The sequence below is a fragment of the Corynebacterium sp. S7 genome, assembly GCF_054401105.1.
Window position 1 is genome coordinate 2,697,104 of the sequence record NZ_CM136760.1, and the last position, 19,873, is coordinate 2,716,976.

Genomic DNA, 19,873 nt, shown 5'->3' on the forward strand with positions numbered 1-19,873 from the left:
ACAACCGTGAAGAAATCCACCGCCTTTGTTGCCGATCTCGTTGCAATTGTCGTTTTTGCTGTCCTCGCCCGCATGGCGCACCAATCTGCAGAGATGCCATTCAATTTCGCTGGTATCTTGTCCACGCTGTGGCCCTTCGCGCTTGGGTTGGTTATCGGCTGGCTTGTCACTCGTGGTGGCCGTGGCGTGTGGATCTGGTTGATCACCGTTGTAGTCGGCCTTGCTATTTGGGGGCTCCGCAATGCCGCTATTCCGCACTGGTCCTTCATTCTGGTGGCAACAATCATGTCCGCGCTCCTCATGCTGGGCTGGCGTGGAATCTACGCGTGGACTCAGCGGAAGAAGAAAGCCGTAGTCTAAAGCTCCTGAACTTAGTAGCATCGGGATATGGAGCGTATTGAGCAAGCAATGGACGCGGTGCGACGGGCCGATTTCCTCCCGGAGGAATACGCCGAGCACGCGCATATCGATGCCCCACTAGCAATCGGGCACGACCAAACAAACTCCCAGCCCACAACGGTTGAGATTATGTTGATGCTTCTGGATCCCCGCCCCGGCAATAAGGTCCTTGATGTTGGTTCGGGCTCAGGCTGGACTACCGCCCTGCTGGCTGAACTTGTCGGCGAGAAGGGTTACGTGTGGGGCGTAGAACTTGTCCCCGATTTGGTTCGAATGGGCCAAAAGAATCTCGCGTCCTATCTCGAGAAAACGGGCGCTAAGAACGCTGAGATCCGTCAAGCACGCAGAAGGAAGCTTGGGCTTGCCGAAGAGGGCCCCTTTGATCGCATCTTGGTCTCAGCGGAGGCAAAAGAAGTCCCGGCGGAGCTGGTTAAACAGCTCGCACCGGGAGGTACGCTAGTAATCCCCGTTTCAGGGATTATGCATCGGTTGTGCCTCGATGTCCACGGGCACGCGACGGTGTCTACTCATGGGCGGTTCCGCTTTGTGCCACTTCGGTAGACGGCCCGACTAAGAACCCCTTATGAACCCATATATTCTAGCGGGTTCGATGCTCCCAGGGCCGATGCCAGCCAGACGAAGTAGTTCGCGATCTCAACGAAAAGGTCCATAACACTGCTCAACATAAGTTCAAGCTCCTTACAAGGCGATTGATGTTTTAAATCTTATCGTTGGCCATCTTACAACTGTTACAGCGGGGAGATGGTGTGCTTCTTCGGAAGATCCTTCTCATCCTTCGTGGCCAACTGCCGCAATGCCCTACGCAGGGCAATTCGCGTTTGCGAGGGTTGAATCATTGCGTCTATGTACCCCCGCTCGGCGGCAACGTACGGGCTGGTCATGTTCTCGTCGTAGAAGTCCATGAACACTTTCTTCATGTGGGCGCGCTGGTCTGGATCTTCAATCTGCGCCAGCTGCTTGCCCTGAATCATCACAACTGCGGCAGCAGAGCCCATCACTGCAATCTGTCCAGTAGGCCAGGCCAAGTTAATGTCACCTGAGAGGTTCTTCGAACCCATCACCGCATACGCGCCACCGAAAGCCTTACGCACAATCAAAGTTACCTTCGGCACGGTGGCCTCCACGAGCGCGAAGGCTAACTTAGCGCCACGGTGAATCAGACCAACTCGTTCTTGTTCCACACCAGGCAGGTAGCCAGGAGTATCAACGACGAAAACGATCGGGATGTTGTACGCATCGCAGGTACGAATGAAACGCGCGCCCTTATCGGCCGCATCCGCGTCGATACAACCCGCGAAGTGCATCGGGTTATTGGCCACGAAGCCCACCGACTTGCCGTCGATGCGTCCAAAGGCGCAGATCAGGTTCGGGGCGTAGTTCTCTTGGATTTCGATGAGGTCTTCATCGTCGCCAAGCTGAACCAACAGGTCCATCATGTCGTATCCGGCGTTGGTGTCGTCGGGCATGAATTCGTCGAGAGCCGAATCATCTAAGTCTTCGTCGGCCGGTGCCCATACTTCTGGGGTCTCATCGAAGGTAGATGTAGGCAGGTAACCCAGCAGATCGCGGACGAATTCGAAAGCTTCATCCTCAGATCCAACGACTGCCTGAACATTACCGTTGAGCTCTTGCTGACGCGCTCCACCCAATTCGGCAGAGGTAATGTCCTCACCGGTGACCTCGCGGATCACGGCAGGGCCGGTGACATACATTTCTGACTGGTCTTCGACAGCAATCACGAAGTCCGTGGTCACCGGCGCATACACAGCGCCACCCGCAGATTTACCCAGCATGATGGAAATCTGCGGTGCACGCCCCGACTGCGGCAGCTGACGGCGCGCAATTTCGGAGTACATGGCCAAAGAAGTCACGGCATCCTGGATACGTGCGCCACCGGAATCTTGGATACCAATGATCGGGCAGCCGACCTTGATACCGAGCTCCATGACCTCGACAACCTTCTTGCCGAAAGTCACGCCGACGGAGCCACCATAAACAGTCTTATCGTGTGCATAGACCACCACTGGGCGGCCGTCGACGCGACCATAACCAGTCACCACACCATCGGAGTACACAGCATCTTTGTCACCTGGGGTTTTGCCCAGTGCGCCGATTTCCACGAAGGAATCGTCGTCAAGCAATGCGTTAATGCGCTCGCGTGGCGTGGTCTGCCCGGCGTCGTCGCGCTTCTTGCGGGAGCGCTCGGAGCCTGGGTCCTTCGCCGTTTCTAGACGAGCTCGCAGGTCAGCGAGCTTTTCAGCGGTATTCAACTTAGCTGTACCTCTCAATCCACTCATTCATATGCTTGCCGACGATGCCGATAACCGGCTCATCTGGCATAGCCAAGTGATCACCCGGGCACTGCACAATGGTCAGATTCTTTACGATCTGGCCCCAGTTGCCATCCTCAGCAACATGGGCGTAGCGAGGCTCCAGGGTAATCGCGCCGTCGTGCATCCGCTCGGAGCGGAACAGCAGCACAGGAACATCCACACCAGACCACCGGGAGAAGTCGATCTTGCCCAGAATCTGGTTATCCACGAAGCTCGCGCGCTGGTGCTCGAGCACACCCGCGGACAAGCCGTGCGCGGAGGCATCGGTGGTTGCCAGGACGTGCTCCAGCATGCCCATCAGGGCTTCCTCGCCTGCGGTTTCCAGCAGCTCGAACGGTACCTCAAACTCGAGGCCGTAGGTATCGGCGGCGAAGTCCGCGTAGCGCTGCCAGCGGGCCTTTGTTTCCTCCATCGTGTCCGGAATCGGATCGGTAGGCTGGGTTGTGTCCAGCAGCGAGATGAACGCGACTTCGACATCGGTGTCCTGCAGTTGGTGCGCTACCTCGTAGGCAAGTGCTCCGCCGAAGGACCAGCCGCCCAGTACGACCGGTTTGCCGGCCGAGAGGCGCTTGATGTCGTCGATGTAGGCCGCGGCGCGCTCCTCCAGCGAGCCCTCGAGACGTTCCACGCCGTAGACAGGGACGTTTTCCGCTAATCGACGAGTCAACGGCTCATAAACTACGGTGGTGCCACCTGCTGGGTGGAACATAAACACGCTAGGAGCCTCGTCCGAGGTGCGTTCGCGCAGCACGCGGATGTTGCCCTCCACCTCGGTTTCGAGGCCCTCGCGGACTCGGTTAGCCAAAGGCTCCAGAGTCTCGGCTTCGCTTACTTCAGTTCCGGTGATGGTGATGCCAGAGCGCTCAGTCAGGTGAGCGGCGATGTTATCTGCCTGCTCTTGCGAGATCTTCGGCAATGCCGAGGTCACGCCAGCTGCTGCGGCTCCGGTGTACTTCGCCCAGGAACCGAAAACCATGCGCTCGGAGGCATCGCGCGGAGCAACGCCCACGCCCTGAACTGGCTCGTCGGAGCCTTCAGCAGGCTCGGAGGCTTCAATTACTGCAGAAGGTTCGGAAACCTCAGCAGGTTCCTCAGGCTCAGATACAACACCTGCGACTGCTTCCTCGACCATGGTGATCACGTCAGCAACCGAGGCGTCACGCAGGACCTGCACGTTCAGAGGTGGGATCTGGAAATCGTTTTCCACGCGGTTCTTAATGCGCATGCCCATCAAAGAATCCAGGCCAAGATCGATCAGAGGAAGCTCCAATGGGAGGTCATCCACGTCGTAGCCCATCGATTCACCCACGATGGAACGCAGACGCTCTTCCACCGTTTCCCCGCTGGCAGGGTCCCAGCGCACCTGTTCCACGTCGATTTCGGTAAATGAAGGTGCCTTGGCCTCTACCGCGTCATCGACCGGGGTGTATTCAGCTACTCCTGGGACTGCCTGAGGCGAATCGAGCGCAAGCGTCGTCGCAAAGCCTTCTGCTACAAGCTGATCCTCAGCCCAAACCTTGATGGTCAATCCACCCAATGACTGCTCGACGATCGTGGTCACTTCGCCGTCGGACGGCAGCGAACCGCGCTCTTCTGCGGCGACGATCTTCGCGCCAGGCGCGACGATTTCGGCGGCGGCCTCGATCAACTGGTGCGGGCTGAAGACCTGGTCGGCTTGAGCGCCGAAAGCAATCTTTCCGTCCGGCAGGTTCACGCGCGCGCCAGGAAGCGCATTGGCACCGCCAGCGCTTGGGCGAGCTGCAGTCCAGTACTTGGTTTTCTTGAACGTGGTGTGTGGCGCGGAGATGATCGGGCCGTCGCCGTAGAAGGCGCTAAAGTCCACGTTTTGGCCAGCAACGTACATCTTCACGGCTAGATCGCGGAGGGATTCCACCTCGTCGACCTTGCGTTTGAGCGTGTACAACAGCTGAGCATCAGGCTTGCCCACCGAGAATGCGGTGTTCATCATGCCCATCATGGCCACGGGGTTCGGGCAAACCTCCACGAAGATCATGTGGCCTGCGGCAAATGCCTGCTCGGTAGCATCCTGGAAGTAGACCGACTGGCGCGTCATGCGCAGGAAGTAATCGTCGGTGTGGACAACCTCGCCGGGCTGGTGGGTCACGCCACGATCAACCGAGGAGAACAGCGGAATCTGCAGTGGCTTCGCTTCGATGCCGGAGATCTCGGCCGCGAGATCGCCCATGATCGGATCCAGCGCAGAAGTATGGCCTGCGCCACGGACCTTCATCATGCGGGCAAATTTGCCCTCACCGTCGAGTTTTTCCACGAGGAAGTTCACAGCCGGAGCCGGGCCACCCACTGTGGTCATGCCAGGGCCTGCATATACGGCAGCTTCGACGCCCTTGGCCTCGTCGTGAGTGTCCACGAATTCGGCGAGTGCTTCGCGGGACAATTCGACAACCGCCATGGCACCTTCCTGATCGGTGCCCGCGGTCATTTCCTCGCCTTCGCCCATGAGGCGCGCGCGGTGGCAGGCGATCAGCATGGCATCGCGATCGGAGATACCGCCCGAGGCATAACCCGCGGCGATCTCACCCATCGACATCGCGCTGACTGCAGCTGGCTTAATCCCCAGCTCCGCCAGCAGGTCCGTCAGCGCGATCTGAATCGCGGTGATGGTGACCTGCGCAGTATTCGTGTCATAGGTTTGCTCATCGTCAAGGATGAGATCCATCATCGACCAGCCGGCCTCAAAGTCCACGACCTGGTCCAGTTCTTGCATGCGCGAGGCGAAGAACGGTGACACCTGGACAAGCTTCTTCGCCATCTTGCGGTGCTGGGAGCCGAAGCCCGAGTAGACAAAGACGGGACCGGCCGTATTCGGCGCGTCCGCGGCAGTAATACCCACAGACACCTTCCCGTCGGCGATCTGGCGCAAACGCTTGACCGCATCTTCAACGGTGTTCGTTTGCACGACCGCGCGGGAGCGGCCGTGGTTCCGCTTCGCCAACGAGCGTGCGACGGGCACGAGGTCCTCGTCGGCAAGCGGCTCAAGGAAGTCAGCCAGAGTTGCGGCCGCCGCTTTACGACGAGAGGGCAGCAACCCACTGACTGGCAAAGCGACAGCATTCGGGTTTTCTGGATCAAAGAGCTGCGCCGGCGCATGGGTTGCTTCCACGTCGTACTCGGAAACATCGAGGTCAGCGACAACAAGGTGCGCGTTGGTTCCGCCGAAACCGAATCCGGAAACACCGGCGATGCGGCGACCCGAGTACCTTGGCCACTCGCGGGCATCCTCGACTACCTCGAGGCGCTCCTTATCAAAGTCAATGAAGTGGTTCGGCTCGGAGAAGTTGATGCTTGGCGGCAGGGTATCGTGCTCCATGGATTCCAGCACCTTGATCAGTGCAACAGCACCAGCTGCGGACTCCGAGTGGCCGATATTGGACTTCGCCGAACCCAGCAGGGTTGGGTGCTTGAGTTCGCGGCCCTCGCCCAGGACCTCGCCTAAGGCAGACGCCTCGATCGGATCGCCCAGAATTGTGCCCGTGCCGTGGGCCTCAACATAATCCACCTGCGTTGGATCCACCCCAGCATCGGCGTAGGCGCGACGCAGCACGTCAACCTGGGCATCTGGGTTCGGTGCTGTCAGGCCATTGGAGTGACCGTCGGAGTTCGTTGCCGAGCCCTTAATCACAGCCAGAATGTTGTCGCCGTCGCGCAGCGCGTCGTCGACACGCTTCAAAATCACTACACCTGCAGCATCCGCGCGAACGAATCCGTCCGCATCGTCGGAGAACGCGTGGATCGCACCGGTCGGGCTGATCACGCCGAGCTCGCCGAAGGCCGTGGAAACGAATGGGTTGGCCAGCACGTTGACGCCACCGGCGACGGCTACCTCTGCCTCGCCGTCACGCAACGCACGCACAGCGTGGTGCACTGCCACCAGCGATGAGGAACAGGCGGTATCCACATTGACAGATGGGCCGCGGAAATCGAACGCATAAGAAATACGGTTCGGGATGATCGAGCTTGCCGTTCCCGTCAGCGCATAAGGGTGGGCCTCAGAAGAATCAGAGGTGACCAACATGCCGTAATCATTGTTCGAGGAGCCGATAAACACACCGACGGACTCGCCGCGCAGCTCATTTGCGGGCAGGTGTGCGTCCTCCAAGGCCTCCCAGGTCAGCTCAAGCAAGATGCGCTGCTGCGGATCCATGTTGGTGGCTTCCAGCGGAGACAACCCAAAGAACTCGTTGTCGAAGGTGGCGATATCGTCGAAGTATCCACCAGAAGTGTTTTGCTGCTTCATCTTGGCAGCCATAACAGGGTCGCCGGAATATTCGGACCAGCGGCCTTCTGGCAGTGGACCGGTAGCACCGCGACCTTCAATGAGCATGTCCCAGAACTCATCGACGTTGGCGGCCTTCGGGAAGCGACCAGCGCGACCAATAATGGCAATGTCATGCGTACCCGGTGTGCTTGACTGAGGAGCAGAGTACGTGCGCTTGTGCTTTCCTTGGTCCTTGCTCTCACCTTGCACGAGGAACTTCGCCAACTCAGAAATGGTGGGGTACTCGTAAGCAATGGTCGCATCCAGCTGGCGACCAAGAAGGTTTTCCAGCTCGCCGGAGAGAACAACTGCGTCGCGCGAGGCAAGCCCGAAGGATTCCAAGGGCTTCTGAGTGTCAAGTTCTTCTAGTGGCACCTCTGTTGCCTGGGACACCCAGTTCAACATCCACTGCGAAAGTTCTTCCTCAGTCATATTGTGAGTGCCTGCGCTTTCAGTCATTTACGCTTACCCATTCCTTCCAGTTTTGGCAATGCCGCCGGCTTTAATTCGCCAGCAAAGTCAATGAAGCCTACCAGCATATCGCTTGATTGTCGCATTTTGTTTCACTATGAAGAAGTTTTGCCAATCGCGCAAGCCTAGTTTGAACTAATAATAAGCAAAAAGGGAGGCAACCCAAACGTTGTGTTCAGGCCCCTCCCCTATTTAGCTTCTAGTCTTGCTCAGCCAAGTAGTTCTTCTGGTTCACACGGCGAGCGATCTTACCGGAGGAAGAACGCGCGATCTTGCCAGGAGCGAAGAAGCGAACAACGTCTGGTGAAATTCCGTGCACCTTGGTCACGGCCGCGCGGATCGCCTCGTCGGCGGCGGCGTCGCCGTCCTCGGTGGCGTCGTCGGCACGCTCAACAAAGAGAACCAGCTTCTCCACATCGTCGCCAGGAACTGCGAATGCAGCAATTGAGTCTGGGCGCACGTGCTCGGAAGCCTCAGAAACGGTTGCCTCAATGTCCTGCGGGTAGTGGTTACGACCAGCGATAACCACCAGATCCTTCAGGCGGCCGGTGATATAGAGCTGCCCATCGACGATGGTGCCCAGGTCACCGGTGGCCAGCCAGCCGTCGGCTGGGGCATTGGGAACGCGGGTGTCGCTGAGCAGTTCGCCGATGGAGTTTTCGAAGGTTTCCTTTGTTTCTTCTTCGCGGCCAAGGTAGCCCACTGCCATGTTCTCGCCGTGCGCCCAGAGCTCGCCGATCTCGCCGTCAACGAGTTCGGCCTTGGTCTCTGGATCCACGATGGTGAAGAATAGGTTGGACACAGGCTGGCCGTTCGAGGCGAAGGATACGCCGTCCTCGGAAGGCACTGCCTTGCCTGCAGCCAACTGCTCGCGGTCGAACTTTGCGAAGACTGGGCGCTCTTCGGTCTGCGGGGTGGACAAAAGCAGCGATGCCTCTGCCAGGCCGTAGGAAGGGCGCAGGGTCTTGCGATCTAGACCGTATGGTTCAAAGACAGCTGCGAAAGCTTCCACTGCCGATTCCATCACTGGCTCCGAACCGATGATGATGCCGTCCACGCGGGAGAGGTCAAGGGTTTCACCCTCGGCTGGCTTGCCATAGCGCGATGCCAGCTCAAGTGCGAAGTTTGGCACCACAGCGTAGATGTTCTTCTCTTCGTCGCCTTCGCGCTTGTTCAGTTGATCGATCCAGCGCTTCGGCTGCTGCACGAAGTCGCGCGGAGCCATCAGCTCAAACTCGAGGCCCAAGATGACTACGAACAGGGTCAAGATAATGCCCATGTCGTGGTGCAGTGGGAGCCAGGTAGACAGGCGCAGTGGCATCTTCAGCTGTGCGCCGGTGTAGATCTGCAGCACGTTAGTCAAGATGGAACGGTTGGTCAGCTCCACGCCCGCGGGGTTACGGGTGGAGCCCGAGGTGTACTGCAGGAAGGCCGAGGAATCAATCGGCATGCTGGTCTGCATCATCGCAGCCATTTGACCTTCTGGAGTTGCCGATGGGTTGACGTAGGACTGTGCCAAGGTATCTGGCAGCGAGTCCACCGCTACCACGCGAGGACGCTCACGAGATGGCAGCTCCGAGAAGTATTCGCGCACGGTTCCTGCGGAAGTGGTGTTGGTAAGCACGGTCTTGACCGTGGCATCAGCCAACACGGACTTCAGGTGATCGCCGTGGCCTGGCTCTTCCGGATCATACAGTGGAACAGGAACCTGACCTGCATAAAGAGCTCCGACGAAGCCGAAGATATACTCCGGAGAGTTGCCTGCCAAAATAGCAACGCGATCGCCCAATTTGCCAACCTGCTGCAGACGCGCTGCAACAGCTTTGATCCGCGTGTTGATTTCTGTTCGGTTGAAGTCCACCGGAGTGCCGTCGCGGTTTTCCGAGTAATCCCAGAAACGCAGGCAGTGGCGTTCGCCGCCGCCGAGCTGCAAGTCACCCATGTACATCATTTCTGCCATGCCGGCCAGGGTGAGCTGTGGGGCAAGCTTGATGTTGCCGTTCTCATCGTAGAAATTGGCAATGAGCTTAGAAAGATCCATGTGGTTCCTTTTGTTAATTTACGACATTCTTTTTAACAGAAAACAATACTTCTTATAATATCCAAACTAAGTAACGGAAATGTTACAGCAGTAAGCGAAGATTAAAGATTGTTAATCGTCTGACGCGCCCAATCGACTACCCATTGATTTGCCGTCGTATTTGGAATCACGTCCGGGTTCGATGCGTACATAGAGTGAAGCCCATTCGCGGCAACCAGATCCTGTGCCCGTCCCAGTGCATTGCCCACGTCATAAGGCGCGTCACAAATCGAGTCATTAGGTGCACAAATCTGATAGGAACGATCCTGCAGCGACCCGAATCCACCTTCGCGGGCACCGCGCATGGACGCCCCCGGCACGATGGGTTGCACCAGACCCGCAACGGGCTCAAGAGCGATCTCGGCACCGACTCCGCCAAGCTCGTTTCCTGGGTTGATTCCTACCCCATTTTCACGGCGACCGTCCGCAATCATCGCCGTTCCGAGGACCTTGTCCGCAGGGACAACGCCACGGCCCTGCCCGATCTCCGAGGCGATATCGCCGACAATGACGGCGCCTTGGGAGAATCCGGACAAAATGTACTTTGTGTTCGGGCAGACCCCGTTCATGTAGCTCAGCTCCGCGTTGAGCGTTGCCGTGCCTTCGTTGCGGGAATCGTCGTAAGTCATCTCGTCGCGCGACTGAATGGACTGGAATTGCGCCGTGTACGGCAGTGTCCACACCTTCACGTGGTCCGGCGTGTAGTCCTGCTGCAGTGGCTGAGTGATCGACAGCATGAAGCTATATTGGTTCGCTTGTGGGTTGATCGGATCATCGCTTTTCGACGATTCCCACGTGCCCGGTGCCGCAATGAATTCCACGGCAGGACACCAGTCCGGTTGCGCCTCCGGTGGTGCAGCCTGACCGCCGCTATCAGGGCTCACCGGCGAACGCTGATTGGTGGTGAAGTACTGGTAGGTACTCATGCCAATCAGGGCGATAATCACAATTACTGCTGTGATGATGATGGATTTACGCACAGGTTTACGGCGCATAGGGTGCGTGCTCCTTTAACACATTTAACACAAGTGTGCGTGCGCGGAATCGTCGAGAAGCTTTGCAAGCTGTTGTTGCGTCAGGTCACTGCGACCTTGCTCAATAAGCTGCCCTGCGACCGCATCACGCGTGACGGTATCGCCCCCACAAATTGTCTGGGCGGTACCAATCAATTGGTCCTGAACGGAGTCGACATTAACCTGACCAGCTGTGACTTCGTCGAGAAATGCCTGTTCTTCTGGTGAATATTGCACCGACTGCGTTGGCACCTCATCAACCTCACGCGCACCAATATCAGCTGGCTGCCCCGAAGATGAGGCTGGTGCCTGGCGCGTAGACGACGCCTTGTCTGTTGTGGTCGGCGAAGCTGACTGCGAGGAGGAAGGCGCCGGTGCCGAAGATGAGGCAGGTGGCTCGGCTGAAGTGGTCACGTCTTCACTGTTGACGGTTGCTCCACCACACGCTGCCAGCGACACGCTGGCAGCTATGGCGATAGCTCCAACTAGTAGTTTTCGCACGGTCTAGTTCCTAGTCTCCTGAACCTGTCCGTTGGTCTCGGTCATTGAGCCGCCCTGGAAATCAATCCTCAGGCCACCGGCTGAGATGGTTTCCATATCAGTGGTTGGGAAGCCGTATGGGCCCTGCTCCCAGAGAGTCTCGCCCCACTTGTCGAAGATGCCACCGTAGTAAATGACGTGAGCGCCGGTCTGTGGCGACCAGTAAATACTGCCCTTCTCGAAGGTCTGGTAAGCCCCTCCTTCGAGGGTGCGCTCATTCGAGGTTGGGTATCCAAGTTCCGAGCGTGCGGTGTTCAGTTCACCGTACTTGGTGGCAATAGCACCGTGGACAATGTAGTGCTTGCCATCCGGGTTACGCGTCAGGAAACCACCCTGGTACGGCTGGACGTATCCGTTACCGATGCTGACTGCTTCACCGGTTGGGTAGCCCAAGTGTCCGCGCTCGTAGTTGTTCTCACCCCATGCGTTGAACATGTCGCCTGGGACTGCCCACGCGCCAGTAGAAGCGGTCCAGTAGATGGAGCCGTTCTCGAAGTGAACGTAGTGGCCTTTGCCGTCTGGGGTCAACGTTTCACCAGTCTTCGGGAAGCCGAGCCAACCGGATGGACCACCGAGCTCGTTGTAACGAGCCAAGATCGATCCGTACAGCGGCTGAGCGCCCGTTTCAGGCGACCAATAAGCGGTACCGTTGCGGAAGTCCTCTGCCTTACCCCTGCCGTCAGCAACGTCATATTCGTTGTTGAGGCACTCGCCGATGATGCCACCCTTCGTGGCCTCCGCAATCGCACCGTAAGGAGAACAGTCAGCCCCGCGATCGGCCTCTGAGAGTTCGAGCGCGTTAGCAATCTCCGGCCACGCCTGGGCCATCTCGAACTGCCAGTAGCCCCAAGAGTGCACGCCGGATGGGCGGTAGCGGGTAATGATGTCAACGCCTGCGTCGCGCGCAAACTGTTCGAAAGTGTTCGTCGACATGCGAGAAATAACCTCAAGGCCAACGCCTGCAGGGTTGTTTGCCCAGTCCATCGTCGGGCCGGTATCAGCGAGGTCCTCGCGACCATTGCCTGCAGAAACGTACACAACCGTGTCCTTCAGGGCGGCCACGCCAAGCTTTGGATCATGGTCGATCCAATCCTGGGAGTTAAACTCTCCCCACATGGCACGCGAGTTGTAGCCACCAGCATCCATCTGAGCAGCAGTAATTGCTTCAGGCATGCCTGGCGTGGTGGTGTCGAGGTAGCCAGAGAACGAGCCAACGAAGTCGAACATTCCTGGGTTACGCTCTGCCAAGTTCATTGCGGCAGTACCGCCCATGGACAGACCCACCACGGCACGACGCTGGCTGGAGCGGAACTCATTGTTCAGGATTGGGACCAGTTCCTGAGTCAGGAAAGTCTCCCACTTGTAGTGCTTGCCATTGTCCGGCTGCTGCCAATCCGAGTAGAAGGAGGACTCGCCACCGACCGGCAAAATTACGTTGACGTTCTTGTCAGCGTAGAACTGCTCGATGTTCGTCTCAATGGTCCAGCCGCTCTCGTCTTCACGCGCGCGCAGACCGTCGAGCGCCCAGACTTCTGGGAACGTCGCGCCCGGGTTGGAGTGCCAGTCACGGGCCAGGAGGATCTGCACCTGGATCAGCTCGCCCGGCATCGCTGCGGATTCAATGAAAACCGCTACACGACGATTGGTAATCCACTCGATACGGTCAACCGCAACGCCTGCTGGGAGGCCTTCGATGACTGGGCGGTAGTCCGTCTCAATCGGGGTTCGCTGTGGTGGATCCGATGGTCGGATGTGGTCCGACAGGCTGGAGCTTGACTGTGCATTGGCAGGCGTAATGGAAATACCCATTGCCAGCGCCGTTGGAATCGCAATTGCCGCGACTAGTGAGCGTCGGCGAGCTTGGCGGGGGAAACGAATTTTGCGCATGAATTCCTGTCCTTGATTACGGTTTACTTCGAGATAACACAAACAGACCTCTGCTCTATCTGCATGTGCCTGAGGGTTCCCCTCCCCCAGGCAGACGCATTGTCGGTGATAGTGCATTGGTTTTCGTGTTGGCGTACTAGTCGGTAAGTAACGCCTCAAGTTTAAGTTCAACTTTAGACTTTAGGTAGCGACACACCGAATCGTCGCCCCCAAGTTGATGTACCTAAACTGAAAAAGCACTGGAAGAGGTCTAGCTAAAAACATGTCTCGCCGTGCATTAATACGCACGGCGAGATATACATACTTATTGCGTACTAGAACTTACTAGTACTTAGAAGCCCCATGCGTTCATGGTCTCCAGAACGCGTGGACGGGTTTGCTCCAGCTGGTAGCCGAACTGGTTCCAGTTGTGCATGCCAAACGGTGGGTAGTTCTCGGTTGGGCCGATGCCTTCTGCATGAGCCTTCAGTGCCCACAAGCGGGTAGATGCATTTGCCAGCATCTCTAGAGCGGAACCGGATGCTTTGTGCTCAGGTGCAATGTTTGCATCTGCTTCAGATGCGATACCGGTACCAGCGGAGACATAGACATCCTTGCCACGCAGGCCTGCCATGTTCAGGAATGGATCATTTTCGAAACGGCGAGGAGAAATCAAAGAGCCGTACATTGCATTCAGGTTGAACCCGCCCGCATCCAGCAGTGCGAAGCGCAGAATCGTCTGCGCGCCTGGCAGCGTGGTGGTCAGGTAGCCGGAGTACGACAGTGCTTGTTTGAACTGACCTGGGTGTTTTGCAGCAAGGTTCAATGCAGCAGTACCGCCCATGGAAAGACCCGCGATGGAGTTGTTAGTTGGGTCAACTCCGAAGTTGTCCTGCAGGTACACAGGAAGCTCAGAGGTAAGGAAGGTTTCCCACTGGTAGTTCACGGGATTGTTTGGGTCATATGTTGCTGGGGCATCCCAGTCAGCGTAGAAGGAACCTGCGCCGCCAATAGGCATGACCAAAGTAATGTTGTCATTGACGTAGGTCTCCGCTGCGTTGACATCATGGAGCCAAGCGTTGGTGTTATTGGTAGCACGCAGGCCGTCAAGCAGGTACAAGCCGGCGTTGCCACCGTTCTTTGCGGGCTGGATCTGCACGGTAATTACACCGCCAGTTGCCTCGGACCATACGTCGCAGCGCTGAACCCAGAAATTAACTGGGTCCCATTCACAGGTTCCGGTCGCGTCAGGGCGTTCCCAATCGCGGTTTGCAGCGTTTGCTGAGCCAGCACCCACCACCATGAGCGAGACAGCAGCCGCGATAGCTGTAATAAGAGCTATGACGCGGCGACGCGCAACAGTAATTACGGACATGTTTCTCCTCGAAATGCTTCGGAAATCTTTGGCTTTCGTTGAAATATCGCCGATTGTTACCTGCACGTTACCAATTTATGATCTATCGGTCCAACCAGGCGATTTGTTGACCCGTCAATCCTGGGTCCTCTCCTGCATCAATTTTCTCTTTTGTTTCTGTGTCCAGGTAGTTTGCCGGATCATTAGAAATTTCCAAGGTTCTACCCGTCGTCAAAGAATATTTAATATTCTTCCAGAAACGCTCTTTACTCATCGGTTCACGTGACGTTGCCAACAACTCTGCAATCTCCGGAGTGCGCAGGGCGGCGCGCGCTTGCTTCGCTACTGTGGCATCCATCCACGAGGGCAATTGATCCAGGTCGGCGGCAGTATCTGCCACTTGCCATTCCACCGGCAAGTTCTTATCGTGGCCAATTCGACCATCGGGGTTGCGTGGCATCCTGGCTCCTAAAGGCGTTGCCAGCCCAACTGTGTCAAGTACGCGCACATCAAGATCAGCATTCATACTGGTCATGCCCAGGTTGATCAGATATAGCGTTGTCGGCTGTGCTTGCAAATCCGTCTCAGCTTCAGTGCGTGGCAAAAGCTGCCAGGAATAACGTTCGACGGGTTCCTTCTCCAAGATAATCAAGATCATCTGTGCGGAATTCTGCTCACGCGCTTGGTCCAGCCTGGTTTGCCAATCTGGGCTGAGCACCTTCGCTGGCAGGAAGTCCTCCGCGTATTGAGGTGGCTGGCCTGGTTCGGACAAAGTGGCATTTGACCAGAATTCACGCTCGTCAACGATGTTGAGCTCGTTGGTTTCGAAAGTATTCCAGTCGATCGGGTGAGCTCGCACAACAATCACGGTGGCCCACACGGCTACGGCGGTAATAATCGCGCCGGTGACCTTATTTACTGGGATGACCATCAGCGGTAGCAACAGTGCAAATAACGGAAGCAGCCACATCCGGCCATGCATAAAGTCACCGCCAACGCGCAAGATATACAGGATATGTAGAGCTGCCACCACGTAGACCAGCAAGAATACTGTGCGATCGCGCCCGTGAGTGGACTTACCTAACCAGATGGCCAAACCTACGGCTGCGATCAGCGGAAGATACAGCGCATACGGTGCCAAGAGGTCCCAGGCATAGACAAAGCCTGCACCCCAGTCGGAATCCGATGCCGACTTGGCCACGGCAGTATGGGGGGTAAGCAAGCCGTAGTAGCCCATGCGGAAAATCTGATACGCAGCGGGCACTGGCAGGGCTGCCGCAAGGATACCCAGGATCTGCTTCCACTTGCCCCGGGTTGCAACCAACAGCACAATGCCGGTCAAACCGCCATAGAGGGCGAGTTCCGGGCGAACTAGCCACGAGAGCCCAGACCAAAATGCCAGCCAGTACCCTACCGGCAACTTCGATCGCTTTCCAGAAGGCTGCGCCCAACCCACAAGCAGCGCCCACCAGACGGCGATCCAGGCCAAAGACAGGCCCCATTCCAGACCGGAAGTGGAGAAATCGCGCGCCGGTGGAAGCGCAAAGTAAATCAAAACACCGAAGGGGGCAACGATTCCGCCCCAGTACTTCCCGCTGGCAAGCACGGCGACGACAGCAGCAATCGTCGTCAAGCCTAATGCGAGCCACATGGCGATCGTCTCTAACCTGCCGTCCGTGACCCACGCGACGGCCGCAATCAGGTACTGCCACAACGTTGAGGTGTTGGCTTCGACGCGCTCACCAGCGTTGAAAACCGGCCCGTTGCCCGCGAGGATATTGCGCACGGTGCGAAGGACGATGAGCCCGTCGTCGCTCATCCAGCGACGCTGCCAGCCGCCATAAAATGCAAAAAAGCCCGCGATGATTGCGGAGACAATCAGTGAAATGCGGGCGTTTTTCGTCATGGAAGAGATGCTACATCAGAGGGTTGCGCATCAAACATTATGCCAACGCCGGAATGACGTAGACCGCCATCACAATGCAGGCAAGCCATGCAACTGCCAGAAGCTGGAGCACGCGGTCGCTCAGGGCGATCTCGTCTGGGGCACCGCCCTGACCACGGTCGACGTCGGCTGCGTAGCGCAGGATCGCGATCACGAATGGGACAAGCGAAATCTGGTACCAGAGCGAGCCCGGACCAGGCACGCTAGCCAGCTCGAATGCCCACAGCGCGTAGCTCATCACCACGGCCGTAGCTGCCAAGGTCCACACAAACCGCAGGTAAGTCGGGGTGTAGCCCTGCAGTGCCTTGCGGATCTTCGCGCCGGTGCGCTCAGAGAGCAAAAGCTCGGCGTAGCGCTTACCAGAGGCCATAAATAGCGAACCGAAGGCGGCCACCAGCAAGAACCACTGGGACAGCTCGATACCGGCTGCGACACCACCGGCCATTGCGCGGAGCATGAAACCGGAGGAAACAAGTGCGATATCGATCACCGGAATGTGCTTCCAGCCGAAGCAATAGCCCAACTGCAAAGCGATGTAGACACCCACCACAGTAGCCAGCGCCGCACCAGATGTAGCCAGGAAGGACAAGCCAATGGCCAAGATGATCAAGACAACCGCCATGGCGTAGGCCAAGTTAATTGGCAGCATGCCCGATGCAATCGGACGATAGCGCTTCGTGGGGTGCTCACGGTCGGATTCCACGTCGCGTGCGTCATTGACCAGGTAGATCGACGAAGCCGCAAGACAGAAAACAACGAAGGCCAGCGCCACGTCCAACAGCGTGCGGGAGTTGAAAGCCTCCGCGCCTGCTGCCAGCGGTGCCGCGACAACGAGGACGTTTTTGACCCACTGCTTTGGACGTAGGCCCTTGATCATTGCATCAAGGAGGTTCTTCGGCGGCTGCTTCTTCCGGTTGTACTCAACGCCCTCGGTATGAGGCTCCGACTTCAAAAATGGCTCGTGTACTGGCTCGTTTTGTGGCTGGCTCACGCCGTTTTCCTCTCGATTTCAATCGCAGCTCGGGCGCACGCAGCTCCTAACAGGGCACCTGCGAGGGTGTCGGTTGGGTAGTGCACTCCCAAGACCATGCGGGAGGTCATCATAATCGGAATTCCAATATACGGCACCTTCGAGCCCGTAATATCTGCCAAACTCACCATTGCGGCTGTGGTACTGGTCGCATGTGAAGAAGGGAATGACATCTTCGACGGTGTCCCCACACCAATCCTGATGCGCGGATCGTTCGGGCGCTTGCGACGCACGATGCGCTTAATCACCACCGATGCGGCATGGGCACAAAAAGCACCCGCGCCAAGCGCAATCCACTTCCTGCGACGAGGCTTATCGACGATTGCCCCCGCCACCGATAGTCCCGTCCAGCCAAGCGAGTGCTCGCCGAAGTGAGACATCGTCCGCGCGGCAGGCACTACGCCGGGAACGTCGTAGAGTGCGTCCTGGATTTTGACCAGCAGGTCAACTTCCTTATTGCTCATCGAATACCTTCTTCCAACTGTCACGGGCAGTCAATTGTGGCTTTGCAGCACGGTAGGTGGACTTTAGATCGTCCCAGTTCTCGCGAATCTGCTTGTGCAGTTCCTTGGTCTCGTCGAGAAGCTCCTTAGCAAGATCGCGGTCGCGCTTGCGGAAGGCCACACCGGTACCACCTGCGGTAGAAACGGTCGCGGAATCGACGCGAGAGAGCGTGTACCAACGGGCCTCGTCTGGGGTGAGGTTGAGTTGTGGCGCTTCCCAGTGGGAGCGGTCTTCCTTTTGCACCAAGTGCTTGAGCCCCTTAAGCGCCCACGGGATCTTCTTGATCTTGGCTAGGCGTCCGCCAACGTTGCGGGTGGGAACGCCCGGCGCGCCGGTGGCAGCTGGAAGCTGCGAAGCAGATTCGATGATGACGGCATCCGAGTAGTTCTGACGCAGCTTGTTGATGCGTGGCAGTGCAGTCTCGAGAATGCTGAAGAGCTGATCGGGGCCTTTGAGGAAGTCCTTCATTGCCTCGATCTGGATGGCCAGGGTGGAGTACTCCATGCACATGATGTGCTTGTAGGTGGACTTCATCATGGACTTCAAGATGCCGTCGACGTCGCCTTCGTGGTACATCGAGGCCACGATGAGACGGTTGCGCAGGTGGAAATATGCCTGCCAGTCAATCGCATCGTCCTTATCTGCCCACGCCATGTGCCAGATTGCGGCGCCTGGCCAGGTTACCGTTGGGAAACCAGCCTGCTTCGCGCGCAAAGCGTACTCGGTGTCGTCCCACTTGATAAACAGTGGCAGCGGCAGGCCCATCTTTTCGGCAACCACGCGTGGGAAAAGGTTCATCCACCACCCGTTGTAATCCACATCAATGCGGCGGTGCAGCGCGCGGGAGTTTTTGGCATCGGGGTTCTTTTCGTCTTCTGGGCGGCCCAAGAATCCCAGTGGGTACTTCGCAAAGTCGTGGTCATACACCGCATGAGGTGCAGCACCCCACATGAAGTCTTGCTGGTTGACTGCTTCACCGGTGGTACGCAGCTGGGAGCGGTCCTGCAGGTTCAACATCTGGCCGCCGACAAGAATCGGGCTCGCCGCATAGCGAGCTGCCTGGACAACGCGCAGGATCGAGTCTGGCTCGATAGCAATGTCGTCGTCCATGTACAAGATATAAGGTGCGTCGGTCTGGCCGAGTGCTTCGTACATAATGCGCGAATAACCACCGGAACCGCCGAGGTTGCCCTGCGAGAAGATCTGCAGACGGTCGCCGAGGTCGGCCTTCGCCTGCGCGAAGGTTGGCTCATCTGCTGGGTGCTGATTGCCCTGGTCAGGCATCAAAACATCAGTAATTGCCGCGAGAACCTCGGGATCTTCCGCCAACGCATGCAGGGCATTGACCGCGTCTGCCGGGCGGTTGAAGGTTGGAATGCCAACTGCGACTTCCTTCGCAAACGGGCCGACCGTAGTGCCATCAGGCATGGTCTGGGCCTCAGGTTCCTGCGAGGAGTACCACCCGGCATTGGAGATGACCGTGTCCGTCTCTGCTGTGATGTCGAACCAGAGCCAGCCGCCATCTTCGAAGTTCTTCAGTGCAAGCGGGATTTCTACGCGCTGTGCGCCTGCTTCCACAACCTTATTTGTCACTGAGATGCGGGTGCCGTCTTGCTTCGAGCGGTACACCGAAATGGTTGCGGAGCCATCCAGATCCATAGCCAGGATCACCTGGTCGAGTTGCGACCAACGACGCCAATAGGACGCCGGGAAGGCATTGAAATAAGTCTGAAAAGATGCCTCTGCCCCAGCCGGAACCGTCACTTGGGTGCGATCAGGCCAGGTGAGGCGCTCTTTGTTGTGCTCGGCCTCGATGAGGTAGAGCATCCGCACATCGTGCGGTTCACCCTTGCGGGGGAGGAGGACGCGCTGGAGCACATCAACAGCTTGCACTGTGTTCACGTTTCTCACTTTCGGTGTCGGGACACTCTTCGAACTTCTAGAGTAGTGCTTCCCTGCCCTCAAGTGATGTGACGGCGCGCGCCCTTAAAGTCAGAAAAGTAGCCGGGTCAGAACTCTG

The 19,873-nt window shown here is 57.6% G+C and carries 13 protein-coding genes; 2 read left to right on the forward strand and 11 right to left on the reverse strand.

All coding sequences use genetic code 11. The features are described 5' to 3' along the window. Positions 1 to 6 precede the first annotated feature (6 nt). Positions 7 to 360 carry a DUF3054 domain-containing protein gene (locus ACXZ66_RS12765; protein WP_458749252.1) on the forward strand — a complete coding sequence of 118 codons (354 nt, stop codon included), beginning with the start codon at positions 7 to 9 and terminating at the stop codon, positions 358 to 360. A 27-nt stretch (positions 361 to 387) separates the two neighbouring features. Continuing rightward, entirely contained in the window at positions 388 to 960 is a 573-nt protein-coding gene (locus tag ACXZ66_RS12770; protein WP_458749253.1) for a protein-L-isoaspartate O-methyltransferase family protein, read from the forward strand. A 188-nt stretch (positions 961 to 1,148) separates the two neighbouring features. On the opposite strand, the gene ACXZ66_RS12775 is transcribed toward ACXZ66_RS12770, so the two are convergent. From ACXZ66_RS12775 to ACXZ66_RS12825, 11 genes are all read right to left on the reverse strand, one after another. Further along, complete coding sequence (locus ACXZ66_RS12775; RefSeq protein ID WP_458749255.1) at positions 1,149 to 2,717, reverse strand: acyl-CoA carboxylase subunit beta; 1,569 nt, start codon at positions 2,715 to 2,717, stop codon at positions 1,149 to 1,151. Next, positions 2,692 to 7,509, reverse strand: coding sequence for a polyketide synthase Pks13 (gene pks13 / locus ACXZ66_RS12780; RefSeq protein WP_458749256.1), 4,818 nt, complete (start codon positions 7,507 to 7,509; stop codon positions 2,692 to 2,694). Before pks13 ends, ACXZ66_RS12775 begins: the two co-directional genes overlap by 26 nt. A 211-nt stretch (positions 7,510 to 7,720) precedes the next feature. Beyond that, positions 7,721 to 9,562 (reverse strand): FadD32-like long-chain-fatty-acid--AMP ligase, encoded by a 1,842-nt coding sequence (locus tag ACXZ66_RS12785; RefSeq protein ID WP_458749258.1) that lies wholly within the window; start codon positions 9,560 to 9,562, stop codon positions 7,721 to 7,723. Between the two features lie 101 nt (positions 9,563 to 9,663). Then, positions 9,664 to 10,596 (reverse strand): cutinase family protein, encoded by a 933-nt coding sequence (locus ACXZ66_RS12790; protein WP_458749259.1) that lies wholly within the window; start codon positions 10,594 to 10,596, stop codon positions 9,664 to 9,666. A 24-nt stretch (positions 10,597 to 10,620) separates the two neighbouring features. Then, on the reverse strand, positions 10,621 to 11,115 hold the full coding sequence (locus ACXZ66_RS12795) for a hypothetical protein (RefSeq protein WP_458749261.1): 495 nt from the start codon (positions 11,113 to 11,115) through the stop codon (positions 10,621 to 10,623). A gap of 3 nt (positions 11,116 to 11,118) precedes the next feature. After that, positions 11,119 to 13,041 (reverse strand): alpha/beta hydrolase-fold protein, encoded by a 1,923-nt coding sequence (locus ACXZ66_RS12800; protein ID WP_458749263.1) that lies wholly within the window; start codon positions 13,039 to 13,041, stop codon positions 11,119 to 11,121. A 331-nt stretch (positions 13,042 to 13,372) separates the two neighbouring features. Then, on the reverse strand, positions 13,373 to 14,395 hold the full coding sequence (locus ACXZ66_RS12805) for an alpha/beta hydrolase (protein WP_458749265.1): 1,023 nt from the start codon (positions 14,393 to 14,395) through the stop codon (positions 13,373 to 13,375). 82 nt (positions 14,396 to 14,477) lie between these two features. After that, on the reverse strand, positions 14,478 to 16,280 hold the full coding sequence (locus ACXZ66_RS12810; RefSeq protein WP_458749267.1) for a hypothetical protein: 1,803 nt from the start codon (positions 16,278 to 16,280) through the stop codon (positions 14,478 to 14,480). A gap of 37 nt (positions 16,281 to 16,317) precedes the next feature. Beyond that, on the reverse strand, positions 16,318 to 17,310 hold the full coding sequence (locus tag ACXZ66_RS12815; protein ID WP_458749268.1) for a decaprenyl-phosphate phosphoribosyltransferase: 993 nt from the start codon (positions 17,308 to 17,310) through the stop codon (positions 16,318 to 16,320). After that, positions 17,307 to 17,813 (reverse strand): phosphatase PAP2 family protein, encoded by a 507-nt coding sequence (locus ACXZ66_RS12820; protein WP_458749269.1) that lies wholly within the window; start codon positions 17,811 to 17,813, stop codon positions 17,307 to 17,309. The genes ACXZ66_RS12815 and ACXZ66_RS12820 overlap by 4 nt, the downstream gene beginning before the upstream one ends. Continuing rightward, entirely contained in the window at positions 17,803 to 19,746 is a 1,944-nt protein-coding gene (locus ACXZ66_RS12825) for a glycosyltransferase (RefSeq protein WP_458751389.1), read from the reverse strand. The genes ACXZ66_RS12820 and ACXZ66_RS12825 overlap by 11 nt, the downstream gene beginning before the upstream one ends. Positions 19,747 to 19,873 lie beyond the last annotated feature (127 nt).